13 protein-coding genes are annotated in these 16,000 nt (G+C 51.4%); 3 read left to right on the top strand and 10 right to left on the bottom strand.

Annotated elements, in window-relative coordinates; all coding sequences use genetic code 11:
• Positions 1 to 40 precede the first annotated feature (40 nt).
• The 9 genes from FLQ44_RS10520 to FLQ44_RS10560 all read right to left on the bottom strand — a co-directional run bounded on the left by FLQ44_RS10520 (position 41) and on the right by FLQ44_RS10560 (position 10,467).
• A complete protein-coding gene (locus tag FLQ44_RS10520; protein ID WP_170252941.1) occupies positions 41 to 793 on the bottom strand; it encodes a WecB/TagA/CpsF family glycosyltransferase in 753 nt (250 codons plus the stop codon).
• Positions 790 to 1,968, bottom strand: coding sequence for a glycosyltransferase family 4 protein (locus FLQ44_RS10525; RefSeq protein ID WP_147694352.1), 1,179 nt, complete (start codon positions 1,966 to 1,968; stop codon positions 790 to 792). The genes FLQ44_RS10520 and FLQ44_RS10525 overlap by 4 nt, the downstream gene beginning before the upstream one ends.
• Positions 1,961 to 3,019: a glycosyltransferase gene (locus FLQ44_RS10530; RefSeq protein WP_147694353.1), complete on the bottom strand. Its 1,059-nt coding sequence runs from the start codon at positions 3,017 to 3,019 to the stop codon at positions 1,961 to 1,963. The genes FLQ44_RS10525 and FLQ44_RS10530 overlap by 8 nt, the downstream gene beginning before the upstream one ends.
• Positions 2,997 to 4,286 carry a hypothetical protein gene (locus tag FLQ44_RS10535; RefSeq protein ID WP_147694354.1) on the bottom strand — a complete coding sequence of 430 codons (1,290 nt, stop codon included), beginning with the start codon at positions 4,284 to 4,286 and terminating at the stop codon, positions 2,997 to 2,999. The genes FLQ44_RS10530 and FLQ44_RS10535 overlap by 23 nt, the downstream gene beginning before the upstream one ends.
• The gene (locus FLQ44_RS10540) at positions 4,273 to 5,517 is read right to left on the bottom strand and encodes a lipopolysaccharide biosynthesis protein (RefSeq protein WP_147694355.1); all 1,245 of its coding nucleotides are present in this window, start codon (positions 5,515 to 5,517) and stop codon (positions 4,273 to 4,275) included. Before FLQ44_RS10540 ends, FLQ44_RS10535 begins: the two co-directional genes overlap by 14 nt.
• Before the next feature lie 13 nt (positions 5,518 to 5,530).
• The gene (gene wecC / locus FLQ44_RS10545) at positions 5,531 to 6,772 is read right to left on the bottom strand and encodes a UDP-N-acetyl-D-mannosamine dehydrogenase (RefSeq protein ID WP_147694356.1); all 1,242 of its coding nucleotides are present in this window, start codon (positions 6,770 to 6,772) and stop codon (positions 5,531 to 5,533) included.
• Between the two features lies 1 nt (position 6,773).
• Positions 6,774 to 7,907, bottom strand: a complete 1,134-nt coding sequence (gene wecB, locus FLQ44_RS10550; RefSeq protein WP_147694357.1) for a non-hydrolyzing UDP-N-acetylglucosamine 2-epimerase — start codon at positions 7,905 to 7,907, stop codon at positions 6,774 to 6,776.
• A 14-nt stretch (positions 7,908 to 7,921) separates the two neighbouring features.
• Positions 7,922 to 9,277 (bottom strand): undecaprenyl-phosphate glucose phosphotransferase, encoded by a 1,356-nt coding sequence (locus FLQ44_RS10555; RefSeq protein ID WP_147694358.1) that lies wholly within the window; start codon positions 9,275 to 9,277, stop codon positions 7,922 to 7,924.
• Between the two features lie 335 nt (positions 9,278 to 9,612).
• Entirely contained in the window at positions 9,613 to 10,467 is an 855-nt protein-coding gene (locus FLQ44_RS10560) for an IclR family transcriptional regulator (RefSeq protein ID WP_206208803.1), read from the bottom strand.
• A gap of 72 nt (positions 10,468 to 10,539) precedes the next feature.
• On the opposite strand from FLQ44_RS10560, the gene FLQ44_RS10565 reads away from it, so the two are divergent.
• From FLQ44_RS10565 to galE, 3 genes are all read left to right on the top strand, one after another.
• Positions 10,540 to 11,079, top strand: a complete 540-nt coding sequence (locus FLQ44_RS10565) for a VOC family protein (RefSeq protein WP_147694359.1) — start codon at positions 10,540 to 10,542, stop codon at positions 11,077 to 11,079.
• 75 nt (positions 11,080 to 11,154) lie between these two features.
• Positions 11,155 to 13,116, top strand: a complete 1,962-nt coding sequence (locus FLQ44_RS10570) for an acetoacetate--CoA ligase (protein WP_147694360.1) — start codon at positions 11,155 to 11,157, stop codon at positions 13,114 to 13,116.
• Positions 13,117 to 13,242: 126 nt separating this feature from the next.
• Positions 13,243 to 14,253: a UDP-glucose 4-epimerase GalE gene (gene galE / locus FLQ44_RS10575; RefSeq protein WP_206208809.1), complete on the top strand. Its 1,011-nt coding sequence runs from the start codon at positions 13,243 to 13,245 to the stop codon at positions 14,251 to 14,253.
• Between the two features lie 61 nt (positions 14,254 to 14,314).
• Here galE and FLQ44_RS10580 read toward each other — a convergent pair whose 3' ends face one another.
• Positions 14,315 to 15,964: an ArnT family glycosyltransferase gene (locus tag FLQ44_RS10580; RefSeq protein ID WP_147694362.1), complete on the bottom strand. Its 1,650-nt coding sequence runs from the start codon at positions 15,962 to 15,964 to the stop codon at positions 14,315 to 14,317.
• Between the last annotated feature and the right edge of the window lie 36 nt (positions 15,965 to 16,000).

Here is a 16,000-nt window from a genome sequence, read left to right on the forward strand (position 1 = left end):
ACAAGCTGAAAACCGCCACTCTGGCCAAGATCATCTACTGTTAGACACGCTGCTTTACTACCCTTACTTTCCAAAACTCTTTTGCCAGCAACAGCAGGTACTTGCTATTGGTGACGGCGTAGCGCTTCCACATGCGGCCAGGCTCTTGCAAGACACGGTAGAACCACTCCAGGCCTGCATTCTGCATCCAGACTGGCGCACGCTTTACTTTGCCAGCGACAACATCAAACGTACCACCCACACCCATCACAAAATCAACGCCGAGCTGGTCTTTCCACTTATTAATAAAGTTTTCTTTCTTCGGCGATGTAATGGCTACAAATAAAAGCCTGGCACCCGAATCAGCAATCTTTTTCACAATGGCTTCTTCATCATCCCAGAAATAGCCGTGATGGAAGCCTGCTATTTTAAGGCCAGGGTACAAACCTGCCAGAGTAGCAGCAGTTTTGCTTACTACCTCATCAGTGGCACCTAGCAAAAAAACTGGGAAGTGCGATTTAGCAGCACTCTTTAGAAGCTCATGGAATAGGTCTACACCTGCTACACGCTCAGGCACATCATGCCCGCAAAGCCTAGCACCCCAAACTACACCCATACCGTCAATATTTACAATGTGACATGAGTTAACAGAATCTGCTAACGCAACATCGTTTTGCATGTTCACAATCTTTGCAACATTTACAACAGAATGCTGCGTAAAAATACCACGGTCTAATCTACTTCGAATAACTTCCACAGTTTCTATGGAGCTCATTAAGTGAGCTTTAGCACCGATGAAATTTACTTCTTTCACAGCATAGCATCCTTATAGTTCTTGAATATACCGTCTACAATTTTATTACCATCAAATTTTTCAATAGTTTCTCTACATTTTTTTCTATCAAAATCACTATCAATAACTTTTTCTACAAGGATAGCTATTTCTTCCTTATCCCAACTACTAGAAACAAAGCCATTAACACCATCCACGATAATCATCTTAGACTCACCAGTCGGTGTTGTAACTACAGGCAAGCCGCAACTTAAAGCTTCAATAAGCGCTATAGACATACCTTCAAAGAAACTAGTTGAAATGTACAGATCAGAAGCACTCATGAACTCAGCAACTTTTTTTTGACTAATTGCTCCTAAAAAAAACACTTTCTCTGAAACATTTAATTCTTTAACATAATCCAGCAATGCAACTCTGTCAGACCCATCACCAGCAATAATTAGAATTGCATTATCGTCTTTTATGCATTGCATCACATCAATTGCGAGAGGAACATTTTTTTGTCTCTCAAGCCGTGCAGGCATTAATATCCACTTCTTTGAGCATGGCAGTTTGTACTCCGAGGAAATAGTACTCTTAATCAGCATCCGTTCTTCAGAACCACACAAATTAAACAAAGCCGGATCTGCCCAAGTGGGAAGAAATCTTAACTCTGGCAAATTCGAATGACTGTCAGAGAAAAATCTAACGGTAGACATATTAACCGAGAACGAAATATTAACATGCCTTATAATCAACTTGGACAGGAAGATGTAAGCCCCACGGAAAAAACCATATTTAGAATCACTTATACTTTTATCCAAATGCTTTTCAATATCAAAATGAAAAACAACCATCTTAACTATTTTAAAGAAAACAAAAGGAAGGCAATATTCAATTCTATTGTAAAAGTGAAAACCGGGAATTTTTTTTATTTCTCTCGAATACTTTATCAAACCTATAACATATCTAATTGAAAGCGGCACAAATTGACGAACATTCTCATTAAGCACTCGCCCAACAGGTAAAAATTTTACACCTTTACCATCAATATTTATATCATGCAGTTTGCCTAGTTCTTTTTCTTTTGACAAACCAACTACAACCGAGCCAAAGCCGTGCGGTGTTAGCTTACAGAGACTGAGGGTATATTTCCCTATACCACCAACTTTTTGCCCTTCGGGATCAAATTGCTGGAATATAATAATATTATTCATACTCAACCTCCCTCATGAAACGATTAACTATATTTTCCCAAGTATAACAATCAAAATCAGCAGTTCTTACATTGTTTATGTAGTGCACATGGTTTTCAAATATCTTACCAAGAGCCAAGGAAAACTCTTCTGGATTGTCTGTTATAGTCACACCATATGCGTCATCCATAACATCTAAATTTGCTGTAGTTTTAGTTGCAATAACTGGCAGACCAGCCAATAGATATTCGTACGTCTTCGTAGGAGGCTGCAAGTCAAAAAATCTTGTCATTGGCACATAAGAGACACCCAAAGCTGCCGTTCGCAAATAATCCTGCACTTCTTCATGAGACTTTCTTCCCAATACATGCACATTATCAGAAAGGTTATATTTCTCTACCAAAGACTTTAAATAATCAACTTCCCCTGCCCAGCCATCACCTACTATCAGATAGCGTATCTTCTTTTTAACCTCAGCACTCTTATTAGCCAAAAAACTGGAGAATCCTACTATTGTATCTTCGATCTTCCTACCACTAAGCGTCCCCACATATAATATATCAAAAAAATTGCTTCCAAGATGCGGCGCCACTTTGTTCGCACCAAGCGGCAATATTAAGCAACCACTCCCAAGAGCATAATTAACCTTTACCGCATTACTGATTGCAGATCGTTTCTTAAAAAACTTAGCTTCAATTTTTGCAACTGCATCCTGAATAAACCGCCTCAATGGATTAGCATCAACTGAAACAGTTCTATAATCCACAATGGTTTTGCTACCAAAATTTTTCGAAATTAATGAGCAGAACATGAAGTATTTAACAAATACAAGATCCGGTCTCTGCTCCTTGATTTGAATATGCACATTACAAAGAAAACTGAATAGACGCTTGAATACTCCACCATCCCTACTCAAATAAAGTACATTTACCTTACCCGAGTCTACACGTGGAAACCCATAGTCCCAACATATATATGTAACATTCCACTTACCCGATGATATTTTTGCCAGATAATAAGAATCCGTGTGAAAGCCAAACTGATTGACATTAACTATTATCAGCTTTTTCATTTCTCAAATCACCCAGAAATATTGTCATAGCAACGAAATAAAGAACGGTAAATTCTTTGGAAAAAAGAATATTTTGATAAACCAGGCAGAAAAATAATATCATACTCATGATGAAAACATCTAACTGAAGATAGTATCTATCGCTAGCAATTCTCCTTCCCGAAATGTACAGAATATAAAAAATTAGACAAATGATGAAAATCAAACCAATAAACCCAAAATCTATCAATACGTGAGCAGCTTGCACACGAGATCCCGTATTGAGCGCTGTACCTACAAAATCAGCAGCTATCAAGCCATAAATTCCACTTTCGCCCCCAGCGTAGGACGCGCCCATGCCATAACCGAATATACTAGAAAATGTACCATTAGCAAAAATTGCATCAATTGCTGCCTTTATTCTGGCAAGACGGCCGGGATCATTAAATTCCTCTTGGCCAGCAAAATAATTCGCATATATATAATAATCATCACCCCATAAGTAATCATAGAGATTTTCATACGTAAATGATTCAGTCAGCGTTCTTCCAAACTCGATTTCATACTGCAAGTTTGCATAATACAAAAAGGGAACCGCAGCTAAAAACAGCAAGACCACTTTATCAAATTTCACCCTGCCCGAAACAATAACGACTGAAATTATCAAAATTGGTAAGAGCACAAAGGTTATTTTGGTTTCATTTAAGAGAGATAGGACTGGCAATATCATATACCAGCCAACCATTCTCTGGCCAGTAAGTAGTCGTTGTGCAAATGAACGCACAACAAAAAAAACCATCAAAATACTGACAGTACCTGTCGCGCCATAACCGAAAAGACCAGTAACTTCATCCCAATGCTTCATCTGTGTAAACTGCAAAATTGAAACCGGAATCGACACATACAGCATAACTTCTAACACATCTAGCGCAAACTGATAGTGCTTTTTATCAAGCAATAAGAACAGCAAAAATATATTTTTATACTGCCTAAGCTGCATTAAAGCTGCTGCTATACCACTAGATGAAACGGCTGCTATAAATATGCTGAGCCCAATAAAGGATACTATGCCGAATTGCAGGCCACCCCAGCGCTTTATTGCTGGCTTTACTTCTATTATCGCCAAAAAAAATAAGGCTAGCAGAACAGCATCGTCTAAAAAATTCAAGAGAGGCGAGTTTATCCACTGTTTTACAAAAGCGGAAAAAAAACAAACTATGACGTAGAACTTAAAAACCAAGCCATATAAATCAAAATCATCATCTGAACGAAATTCATTTGCTTGCACTATCAAGTTCCTTAATTGTAAAACTAAATCTTGTAACAACACCCAACACAAGATAAAGTAAAAATGCAAAAATAGCGAACGAGAGATTTTGGCTCACAGCGGCAAAAGCTAGAATTAAAAAATAAGAACAGCTAGTTGCCAGAGATATAAAAAAGGATTTTCTCGAACCTATATATGCAAATGATATAGGAGATATTAAAATTGTACTGAAATAAAAAGAAATACTAAAAATAAAGATGGAGAACTCAAATTTATATTTAGCAAAGCCAGGATAAACATATCCAGCCCAATATGAAAAACTCAGTACGAGAAAACCAGCACCTATAGATGATATTGTAGCTGCACAGACAAAAAACTTTCTGAGAAGAGAAAAAATCTCTGCTTCTCTTTTGGTGACTTTCAGCTCATTTACTTTCGGTAGTGCACCCATATTGAATGGCTGGCATACTGTATTAGCAATAGAAAAGCACCTTTTAAATAAATTAAATACCGCCAAATCCCCAGCCCCGAAGAATGCACCGATGATAATTTTATCAAACTGGCTAACAGGCAAATCAGCAAGCACTTGCTTTTTGTACCACCTACCTGAATTAACGACAGAATCATGACCATTCTTTCTATTTTTTGATGAATATAGATTCCGCCAAGAAAAATCTGACACAATGAGAAATGAAACCAACTTTGGCAATTCAGATAAAAATAAAAGAAAAATGGTAAGATCGATACTATTTTCTAAAAAAACACCAATGTATATTGAAAGACACCGAATAATTGCCGTAGCAATTAAGCCAAAAAAATTAGCGTACTCTGCATTGAGAACTCTAAAGAATGCACTTAATGTTCCAATTGACTGCAACCCAGCTGTCAATACAAGAAATGCAACCGATAATGCAGAGAATTTTTTCTCGCCAGAAAAGTAAAAATATATAAAACCTAGTGGAAGCGCGAGCACAAATGTAACTGCTAACGAGCGCAGTTCACCAAATAAAGCTAAGCGACTATAAATCTTCCTAGTTGCTAAATTTTTACCAGATGCCAAATCTATAAAATCAACCCACTCAAATTTGGACACAAGGTAGAAGAGAACAACAGCAATTGTTTGGACGAAAACCATATAGCCATAAGCTTCATCACCCAATCCCCGAATAAGCAATGGTATCAGAGCAACCGACACCATTGCATTTACGAGATTTGCTATTGAAATGGAGAGACCACCCCTAACAAAACTCAAATCATACTCCTATTTAAAACACGCCTCTTGTATCGACGACAAATTTTGAATTAACTGCCCCTTTAGAAATACCCTTAAACTGTTTATGATCAACAAGAAGTAAAATGACATTAGCTCTTTCGATCGCATCTTCAATTGATACGAATTCACTAAATTCAGAAGTCAGAGATGCAGGCAAGTCACTTATGTTAGGCTCAACGATAAGTAGCTTACCAATCTCTGCTTCGATAAGCTGCTGCACGACGTACATTGATGGACTCTCACGCAAATCATCAATATCCGCCTTGAATGCTAGACCTAAGCACGCAATAACAGGGCGTTTGAACTGGTCGGCAGCGGCTTTTACCTGTTCAATCACATAGTGCGGCTTGTAGTCATTTACCTCACGCGCCTGGCGAATCAGCTTTGCCTCATCCGGGCAGCTGTTTACGATAAACCACGGGTCTACCGCAATGCAATGGCCGCCTACACCTGGGCCAGGGTTCAGGATATTCACACGGGGGTGGCGGTTAGCCAGCTTGATCAGCTCCCACACATTGATTTTCAGCTTGTCGCAGATCAGCGATAGCTCGTTGGCAAAGGCAATGTTTACGTCGCGGAAGCTATTCTCGGTAAGCTTGGCCATTTCGGCTGTACGGGCATTGGTAATGATGCATTCGCCACGTACAAAGGTTTTGTACAGCTCTACGGCACGCGCACTACAGGCTGCCGACATACCACCAATAACACGGTCGTTACTTACCAGCTCTTGCAATACATAGCCTGGCAGTACGCGTTCCGGGCAATGTGCTATGCGGATATCAGCGGCTTCGCCTTTCTGCTGCGGAAAAGTCAGGTCCGGGCGGGCTGCGGCCAACCATGCGGCCATCTGCTCGGTGGCACCTACTGGCGAGGTGCTTTCCAGAATCACCAGGTTGCCTTTTTCCAGTACCGGTGCAATAGCGTTGGCCGCAGATTCGATGTAGCTCAAATCTGGCTCGTGGTTTTCGCCTTTGAATGGTGTGGGCACGGCCACAACAAATGCCTCTGCGGCTTCTGGCTTGGTGGTGGCACGTAGCTTGCCGGTCATTACCGTGCTGCGTACTACTATATCCAGGTCTGGCTCTACAATATGGATATTGCCTTGGTTAATGGTATCTACTGCGTGCTGGTTAACGTCAACACCAATTACCTCGATACCACGCGATGCAATGACCGCCGCAGTAGGCAAACCAATATAGCCCAGGCCAATAACAGAAATTTTGCTGAAAGACATATTATTTCCCATGCGAAGTTTTAATGATTTCTACAATGCGCTGGCATGCCTTGCCATCGCCATAAGGGTTGTGTGCTTTGGACATAGACAAATAAGCTTGCTGATTGTCCAGTAGCTGTTTTACGGTATTCATGATGTTTGTCTGGTCGGTGCCGACCAGTTTTACTGTGCCGGCAGCTACTGCTTCTGGCCGCTCGGTGGTATCGCGCATTACCAGTACTGGCTTACCCAGCGATGGTGCCTCTTCCTGAATACCGCCAGAGTCGGTAAGGATGATATGGGCTTTATCCATCAGGTAGACAAATGGCAGGTAATCTTGTGGTTCGATAAGGTGCACATTGTCCACGCCAGACAGTATGCGGTTTACCGGCTCACGCACATTCGGGTTCAGGTGCACAGGGTAAACAATCTGTACATCGGGGTATGCTGCGGCCAACTGTGCCAATGCACTGCAGATATTTTCAAAACCACTGCCAAAGCTTTCGCGCCGGTGCCCTGTTACCAGAATCATGCGCTTGCTATTGTCCAAGAATGCAAACTGCTGGCTAAACTGTTCTGCAAATTCCGGGCTGCTATCCAGCTTGGCTTTTACCCACAATAGCGCGTCAATGACGGTATTGCCGGTAATGGCTACCTGGCTGGCAGGTATATTTTCTTTTGCCAGGTTTTGGCTACTGGTATCGGTAGGGGCAAAGTGCCATTCGGCTAATGCACCGGTCAGTTTACGGTTGGCTTCTTCTGGCCATGGTGAATACAGGTTGCCAGTGCGCAAACCAGCCTCTACATGGCCTACTTTAATACGGGCGTAAAATGCGGCCAGGCTGGCGGCCAGCGTGGTGCTGGTATCGCCGTGTACCAGCACAATATCCGGTTTGAAGTCTGCCAGTACCGGCTCCATGCCTTGCAATATGGTGCTGGTTATCTGAGACAGGCTTTGGCCTGGCTTCATGATATTCAGGTCGTAATCGGGCTGTATTTCAAATAAAGCCAGTACTTGGTCCAGCATTTCGCGGTGCTGGGCTGTCACGCATACCTTGCTATCAATACCATCTGCTGCGGCCAGGGCATGTACTAGCGGGGCCATTTTGATCGCCTCAGGGCGGGTGCCAAATACTGTCAAAACTTTTACTGTCATTTTCTTGTCCAGCGTTAATAGGCGTTCTTGTTAACAAAGCCCTTGAATACCGTCAGAAACACAATGCGCAGATCCAGCCATACCGACCAGTGCTCCAGGTAGTGCAGGTCGTATTCCACGCGCCATTTCATTTTGTCGATGGTGTCGGTTTCGCCGCGCAGGCCATTTACCTGGGCCCAGCCGGTTATGCCGGGCTTCATCTTGTGGCGCAGCATGTAGTTGGGGATCAGCTCTTTGTAGTAGTGGTTGTGCTGTATGGCGTGCGGGCGCGGGCCCACTATGCTCATGCGGCCTTGCAGTACGTTGATGAACTGCGGCAGCTCGTCCAGGCTGGTGCGGCGCAAAAAGGCGCCCAGCGGGGTGATGCGGGCGTCGTTTTTGGTGGCTTGGGTGACTTTGTCGTGCTCTTGGTGCACGGCCATGCTGCGAAACTTGTACACCACGATTTCTTCGCCGCCCCAGCCGTGGCGCTTCTGGCGAAAGATCACCGGGCCGGGCGAGGTTAGCTTTACGGCGGCGGCAATGCCCAGCATGAGCGGGCTGATCATCAGCAGGATGATGCTGGCCAGGATGTAGTCTTCTATCTGCTTGATTAGGCGGTTTACGCCGCCCAGGGCGCTGCCGCTGATATCCAGCATGGGTACGCCCATGATGAAGGTGACGCCGTGGTTGATCATGCGGTAGGTCAGCAGGTCTGGTACCACGCGGATGTCGGCGGCGCTGTGTTTTAGCGCTTCCAGCACGTCGGGGATGATGGAGGCTTCGTGCGCGGGCAGGTTGATCCACACTTCGTCGTAGGTGGCGTCGCTGGCTAGCTGGGTAATGCGGGCCAGGTCGCTGGCGCTGACCTGGCGCGTTACTTTAAAGCCGCTCCACGATGCTTCGCGGGCGCGCTTGGCCAGGTCGTTGCTCATGGGGCCTTTGCCTATCAGCAGCACTTCGCGGGTGTTTACCCCGCGGCGGTGCAGCCACCGCAGGGCCTGCATGGCCAGGGTGCGCTGCAGCAGCAGCAGCGGCAGCATGGTGGCTATCCAGGTGCCTACAAAGATGCGCGAATACGCCTCGGAGCTTTTGCTGAAAAACAGCCAGGACAGCAGCAGGCCTACGGTAATAACCCACGCCAGTACTACGCGGCCATACATGGCCTGCCACGATCCGCCACGGAAAGACTGGTACACCAGCGACGAACACAGCATGGCCAGCAGGCTGGTGGCCACGATCAGGCTGTCGTAGCCCAGTGGCAGGCTGGTACTGCTGCCAAAACGCAGCCAGGCCGCCAGCTCGGCAGCCTGCCATACGGTAAGGGCATCCAGTAACAGAATGATGTTGCTAACTATGGCAGAGCCTTGTTTTAGGCGGCCGGTTTTCATGATGTACTTCCTGCTGTAAACATAAGGCCGCAGTGGGATGACGCGGCGCAGTATTTCGATAAATGGCATTGCAGTTTGTGCTGCCATTGTTTCATCGATATTTTACAGCAATCGTACAAGTTTCATGAATGCCAAACGGTTTTTTTTATACTCTATCTTATAGGACAGGGCGCACTGCAGCAGTGCGATCCTGCTTAAGTGTTTGATTTTAAAAAAAATAGCCACGCAAGGTGGCTATGACAGCATATGTTATTAAAATGAATGTTTAAAATTAACACCTAATTAAGGGCAGATTTGTTTCGATTAGGTGTTGATGCTGCACCACAGCAATGCCGCTACACCCCTGCTGCGGCATGAAAACCCAGGCTACGCGATATCGCGGCAGCGCAGGCGGCCAGCTGCTGCGCCAGCGCCCCGCCCCATGCGGGGTCAAAATCGGCAGCAGGGCCCAGCGTGGTAATGGCCAGCGCCAGCTGGCCGCTGCTGTCAAACACCGGGGCGGATAGCGCATTGATACCGGGCAGCGGGTAGCCCACGGCGCGGGCCATGCCGTGCTGGCGCACCTGGGCCAGCATGGCGGGCAGGTCTGGCTGCTGGGCGGGGGGCTGGCGTGCCAGCTCGCCCTCTATCACGCCGCGTGTGAGCTCGGTGGGCAGCCAGGCGGCAAACACGCGGCCTGTGGCGGAATCCAGCACCGACATCACGCTGCCGGTGCGCATATTGATATGCACGATGCGGTTGCATTCCACGATGCGTACCACGGTGGGGCCGTGGTTGCCCCATACGGCCAACGCTACGTTCTGGTTGATATCCAGCGCCAGGCGGGTGGCGGCATCGCTGGCTATTTTTACCGCATCCAGCCCGTGCAGGGCGGTCAGGCCCATTTGCAGGGCAAAGCTGCCCAGGCGGTACTGGCCGGTAACGCTGTCTTGCTCTACCAGCCCCAGCTTGCCAAAGCTCACCAGGTAGGGGTGGGCCTTGGCTGGCGGCATACCGGCGCTGCGCGCCAGGTCTTTCAGCATCATGGGGGTGGCCGCCCGCACCAGGGCTTGCAGCAGGCTGCCGCCTACTTCGATGGATTGAATGCCACGGCGGGGGTCTTTTTCTGCGTCCATAACGATAAGAGAAGGTGAATGTGGCCACAGTGTAGCATTGCTGCCTTGCGATACCAGTTCGTTAATATCAAACATATTGAGCAATATCTAACAATGCAGTATGGTTCAGCCCATGCAGCCACCGCTGCCCCGCACAAGGAGACACCCATGCTGATTCAGAAAATCCACCACGTGGCCTACCGTTGCAAAGACGCCAAAGAAACCGTGGAATGGTACGTAAAGCACCTGGACATGAAGTTCGTGCTGGCTATTGCCGAAAACGAAGTGCCGTCTACCAAGCAGCCAGACCCGTACATGCATGTGTTTCTGGACGCTGGCCAGGGCAATATCCTGGCGTTTTTCGAGCTGCCAAACAGCCCGGAAATGGGCCGCGATACCAATACCCCGGCCTGGGTGCAGCACCTGGCGCTGCAGGTAGACAGCATGGACACCCTGCTGGCCACCAAGGCACGGCTGGAGGCGGCAGGCATCAAGGTGCTAGGCCCTACCAACCACACCATTTTCCACAGCATTTATTTCTTCGACCCCAACGGCCACCGCCTGGAGCTGGCCTGCAATACCGGCACGCCCAAGATGATGCAGATGCTGGACGAGGTGAAATGGGACATGCTCAACGAGTGGGCGGCTACGCGCAAAGCACCACAACACGCCCGCTGGATGCACGATGGCAGCTACCAGGACGACTGAGCCTGTTACGTTAACGTAAGTCGTCGTACACTAGCCATACCGCCGGAATAACACGACAAAGAGGAGACCCCACCCATGCACGCACCGGATACCCCTATCTGGCAGCCCGCCCCGGGCCGCGCCGCCGCCACCCATCTGGCTGCTTTTAGCAAGCTGATGTCCACCGTGGACAGCACACTCTATGCCGACTACGCCAGCCTGTGGCAGGCCAGCGTAGACCGGCCAGACCGGTTCTGGAACCAGGTGTGGGACTACAGCGGCGTGCTGGGTGACAAAGGCAGCATTGCCCTGCAGCAACACGGCAGCATGCGCGATGCGCGGTTTTTCCCGGAAGCCGGGCTGAACTACGCCGAAAACATGCTGCGCCGCAAAGACGATGCACTGGCAGTCACCTTCTGGGGCGAAGACCAGGTCAAGCGCGAGCTAAGCTGGTGGGAGCTGAACGACCTGGTATCGCGCCTGCAGCAGGCCATGAAAGAGCACGGCATCCAGCGTGGCGACCGCATTGCCGGCTATATGCCCAATATGCCGGAAACCCTGGCCGCCATGCTGGCTGCCACCAGCCTGGGCGCGGTGTGGACCAGCTGCTCGCCGGATTTCGGTACCGATGGCGCGATAGACCGCTTTGGCCAGACCGCGCCGCGCATCCTGTTCTGCCCGGATGGCTACTGGTACAACGGCAAGCCGGTGCAGGTTCTGGACAAGCTGCGTGTTATTGCCGCCGGCCTGCCATCGGTAGAAAAAATCGTGGTGGTGCCCTACCTGGGCGACACCGACGCCTTTGCGGCCAACATTCCGCAGGCCAGCACGCTGGATGCTTTCCTGCAGGGTTTTGTGGCGCGCGAGCTGGTATTTACCCGCGTGCCGTTTAACCACCCGCTGTTCATCCTGTATTCCAGCGGCACCACCGGCAAACCCAAGTGCATTGTGCATGGCCACGGTGGCACCTTGCTGCAGCACCTGAAAGAACACCAGCTGCATGCCGATATTCACGCGGGCGACCGCCTGTTCTACTTCACCACCTGCGGCTGGATGATGTGGAACTGGCTGGTATCCGGCCTGGGCAGCGGCGCCACGCTGATGCTGTACGACGGCTCGCCGTTTGCCAAAGGCGGGCATATCTTGTGGGAATACGCGCAGGCTTACCGCTGCACCCACTTTGGCACCTCGGCCAAGTACATCGATGGCCTGAAAAAGATCGACCTGCAACCGCGCCTGCACTACGACCTGTCCTGCCTGCGCGCCGTATTCTCTACCGGCTCGCCACTGGTGGCCGAAAGCTTCGACTGGGCGTACGACGCCATCAAGGCCGACATGAACCTGGCGTCCATCTCTGGCGGCACCGATATTGTGTCGTGCTTTGCACTGGGCTGCGCTGCGCTGCCGGTATACCGCGGCGAGCTGCAATGCCGCGGCCTGGGCATGGCGGTAGAGATACGCAACGACCACGGCAAGCCGGTGCAGGGCGAAAAAGGCGAGCTGGTATGCACCAAGCCCTTCCCTTCCATGCCTATCGGCTTCTGGGGCGATGACAGCGGCGAAAAATACCGCAAGGCTTATTTCGACCGCTTCGCGGATGTGTGGTGCCACGGCGACTACGCCGAGCTGACCAAACACCACGGCATGGTGATCTACGGCCGCTCGGACGCGGTACTGAACCCCGGCGGCGTGCGTATCGGCACGGCAGAGATCTACCGCCAGGTAGAAACTTTTGCGCAGGTGCTGGAAAGCATCGTGGTGGGCCAGCGCTGGCAAGACGACGAGCGCGTGGTGCTGTTTGTGAAGCTGCGCGACGGCCAGGCACTGGATGGCGAGCTGGTAGCGGCCATCAAGGACAAGATCAAAAACGGCGCCAGCCCGCGCCACGTACCGGCCAAGATCATTGCGGTGGCCGATATCCCCAAAACCATCAGCGGCAAGATTGTGGAGCTGGCGGTGAAAAACGTGATTCACGACGAGCCGGTAAACAACCTGAGCGCCCTGGCAAACCCGGATGCGCTGCAGCTGTTTGCGGGGCTGCCCGAGCTGCAGAGCTAGGCGCTGGCTCTGCGGCCAACCCCAGGTTGGCCGCACCGTGCACAACAAGGCCACCGCATGCGGTGGCCTTGTTCATGATTGAAGCATGAAGTGTTACCATCGTGCCCAATCGATCAATCGGAGTTCATCATGATTCTGGTCACTGGCGGCGCCGGCTATATCGGCTCGCATACTTGCCTGCAGCTCCTGGCAGCAGGCCACGAACTGGTGGTGCTGGATAACCTCAGCAATAGCCAGCCCGAAGCACTGCAGCGCGTACAGAAGCTGGCCGGGCGCCAGCTGCAGCTGGTAGAAGGCGATATCCGCGACGAAACCATGCTGGATGCGGTCTTCCGCTACCCCATCACTGCCGTGATTCACTTTGCCGGCCTGAAGGCGGTGGGCGAATCGGTCGCCGAGCCACTGCGCTACTACGACAATAACGTAGCGGGCACGCTGTCCCTGCTGAAAGCCATGAAAAAGCACGGCTGCAAGACGCTGGTTTTCAGCTCGTCGGCCACGGTATACGGCGACCCGGCCAGCGTGCCCATTCGCGAGCATTTCCCGCTATCGGCCACCAACCCTTATGGCCGCAGCAAGCTGATGATAGAAGACATGCTGCGCGACCTGGCACACGCCGAGCCAGACTGGCGCATTGCCATCCTGCGTTACTTTAACCCGGTGGGTGCGCACGACAGCGGCCAGATCGGCGAAAACCCCAACGGTATTCCCAATAACCTGATGCCCTTCATTACGCAGGTGGCGGTGGGTAAACGCGCGCAGCTCAGCGTATTCGGCAACGACTACGCCACGCACGATGGCACCGGCGTGCGCGACTATATCCATGTGGTGGATCTGGCCCGCGGCCACCTGTGCGCCCTGGACAAGCTGCAACAACAGGCCGGCTTGCTCACCGTAAACCTGGGCACTGGGCAGGGTTATTCGGTGCTGGACATGGTGAAAGCGTTTGAACAGGCAAGCGGCCGCACCATTGCTTACACCATCACACCGCGCCGCCCTGGTGATGTCGCCGCCTGCTATGCCGACCCGGCACAAGCCGAACAGCTACTGGGCTGGCGCGCAGAAAAAACCCTGGCAGACATGTGTGCAGACAGCTGGCGCTGGCAAAACCAGAACCCGGATGGCTATAGCAGCTAAACCGCAGACATAAAGACAAGGCCACCGCATGCGGTGGCCTTGTTGCTTGGCAGTGCAGCGTTTAGTGCCCTGCCGGTACACGCTGCAGCAGGTAGTACACCTCGTGCTTGTCACGCGGGCGGCTACCTTGCCAGCGCAGCTGCCAGCCCGCTATCTGCGGCGGGTGATCCTTGTCGCCCACTACCAGCTGTAGCGTGCACGGCACGGCCTGCCCTGCCGCTAGCGGCTTCAGGCGCAGCTGGGCGTAATACTGCCAGCTCACACGCGCCATCATCTGGCGCTGGTCTATGGCGACGCATTTATCCCCTGCCGGCATGGCTTTCATCATGCCCGCCACTACCGGCTGGTAGCTCTTGGCGGCATCCAGAAACGGCAGCCACAGGGTGAGCAGCAAGCCCCATAGCAGCGATAAGCCGGCAGCCCAGTTGGTAATGGCCTGGCGGCCACGCAGGTGGCGGCGCGTAACAGCCCACACCCACACTGCCGATGCCAGTAGCGCCAGCAGCACCGCCAGCAGCGATATCTGTGGCGTGTAATAGGGGCTAAAGTACTCGGCCCGTGCGGCCAACCTGGCCGGCCAGCCAAAGTTCATCGCCGCCCAGCCCAGCCACACCAGCAGGGCAAAGAAGCCAAAGGCCATCAGGCCAAACCAGTTCAGGAAAGCCGCGGCACCACGGCGCAGGCTGTCCAGCTCTACCGCGGCCAGCACCGCCAGCGGCAGCAATAGCGGCATGGCGTCTTCGGTATGGGTGTTGCTGGAGAAGGTCAGCAGCAACAGCAGCACCGCAAAGCTCAGCAGCGGCAGCTGCAGCATGGGCAGCTCGTAACGGCGGTTTTTCCATAGTGCCCAGGCGGCCAGTGGCCAGGCCGGCCAGGCGTACCACAGCACCAGCTTGGGGTAATAGCCTATTTCGTGAAACAGGCCGATACCGCCAAAACCGTGCAGCGGCCCCAGCGCGTAGGCCTGCCACCATTGCTGGAACACCAGCGGGTAGTTTTTATGCAGTGCCCACGGCCAGACCATCAGTAGCGGCAGGGCAAACAGCAGCGCCATGACCAGGGTGATGGCGTAGCGCTTGTTGCGCCAGCTGGCAAACGCCGGCAGCAGCAGCGCCACGCTCCACACCAGCATCAGCTGCAGCAGGTTGGTAGACAAAAACACCACCACACTGGCGGCCCCCAGCAGCGCGCCCGCCAGCGCAGGGGCACGCCAGCTCAACACCATGGCGTACAAGGCCGCGGCGAAACCGGCAAACCCTGCCACTACGGGGTTCATTTCGTGCCCGGTAACAATCAGGCCCAGGCAGCCGATCAGGATCATCACCACACTGCGGCCATGGCGGCGGCCGATCAGCTCGCGCCCTACCCCGCCGGCAAAAGCCAGCGCCACGGCCATGAACAGCGGTGTGGCTAGCCGTGCGGCGTCGTGCAGCGGCAGTAGCCAGGGCGACAGCAAGCGCGCCAGGCCGGCGGCTACCCAGTAGTACAGCGGCGAGTTTTCCAGATAAGGCTGGCCGTCTATGGCGGGCAGCAGCCAGTGGCCACCGGCCACAAAGCCCTGCACCACGGCGGTGACATAGGGCTCGTCCGGCTTCCAGGGGGTATGCCCCAGAATGCCGGGCCACAGCCAGACAAAGCACAGCAGCAACAGTACCCAGGGTTTTTCGGTAGGCCGGGCGGCAACCTGGCTCTGCGCGGAATAAGTCAGCATGCGCGGAAATGACCAAGAGAAAGTAAGCCGACATTG

The organism is Vogesella mureinivorans, assembly GCF_007644035.1.
In the GTDB taxonomy this organism is placed as follows: Bacteria; Pseudomonadota; Gammaproteobacteria; order Burkholderiales; family Chromobacteriaceae; genus Vogesella; species Vogesella mureinivorans.

Bases quoted from the DNA above. Each gene is read 5' to 3' on its own strand.
- wecB (WP_147694357.1), bottom strand. From the start codon at position 7,907: ATGACAGTAAAAGTTTTGACAGTATTTGGCACCCGCCCTGAGGCGATC.
- FLQ44_RS10580 (WP_147694362.1), bottom strand. From the start codon at position 15,964: ATGCTGACTTATTCCGCGCAGAGCCAGGTTGCCGCCCGGCCTACCGAA.
- FLQ44_RS10570 (WP_147694360.1), top strand. From the start codon at position 11,155: ATGCACGCACCGGATACCCCTATCTGGCAGCCCGCCCCGGGCCGCGCC.
- FLQ44_RS10530 (WP_147694353.1), bottom strand. From the start codon at position 3,019: ATGAAAAAGCTGATAATAGTTAATGTCAATCAGTTTGGCTTTCACACG.
- FLQ44_RS10525 (WP_147694352.1), bottom strand. From the start codon at position 1,968: ATGAATAATATTATTATATTCCAGCAATTTGATCCCGAAGGGCAAAAA.
- FLQ44_RS10560 (WP_206208803.1), bottom strand. From the start codon at position 10,467: ATGTTTGATATTAACGAACTGGTATCGCAAGGCAGCAATGCTACACTG.
- FLQ44_RS10555 (WP_147694358.1), bottom strand. From the start codon at position 9,277: ATGAAAACCGGCCGCCTAAAACAAGGCTCTGCCATAGTTAGCAACATC.
- FLQ44_RS10565 (WP_147694359.1), top strand. From the start codon at position 10,540: ATGCTGATTCAGAAAATCCACCACGTGGCCTACCGTTGCAAAGACGCC.
- wecC (WP_147694356.1), bottom strand. From the start codon at position 6,772: ATGTCTTTCAGCAAAATTTCTGTTATTGGCCTGGGCTATATTGGTTTG.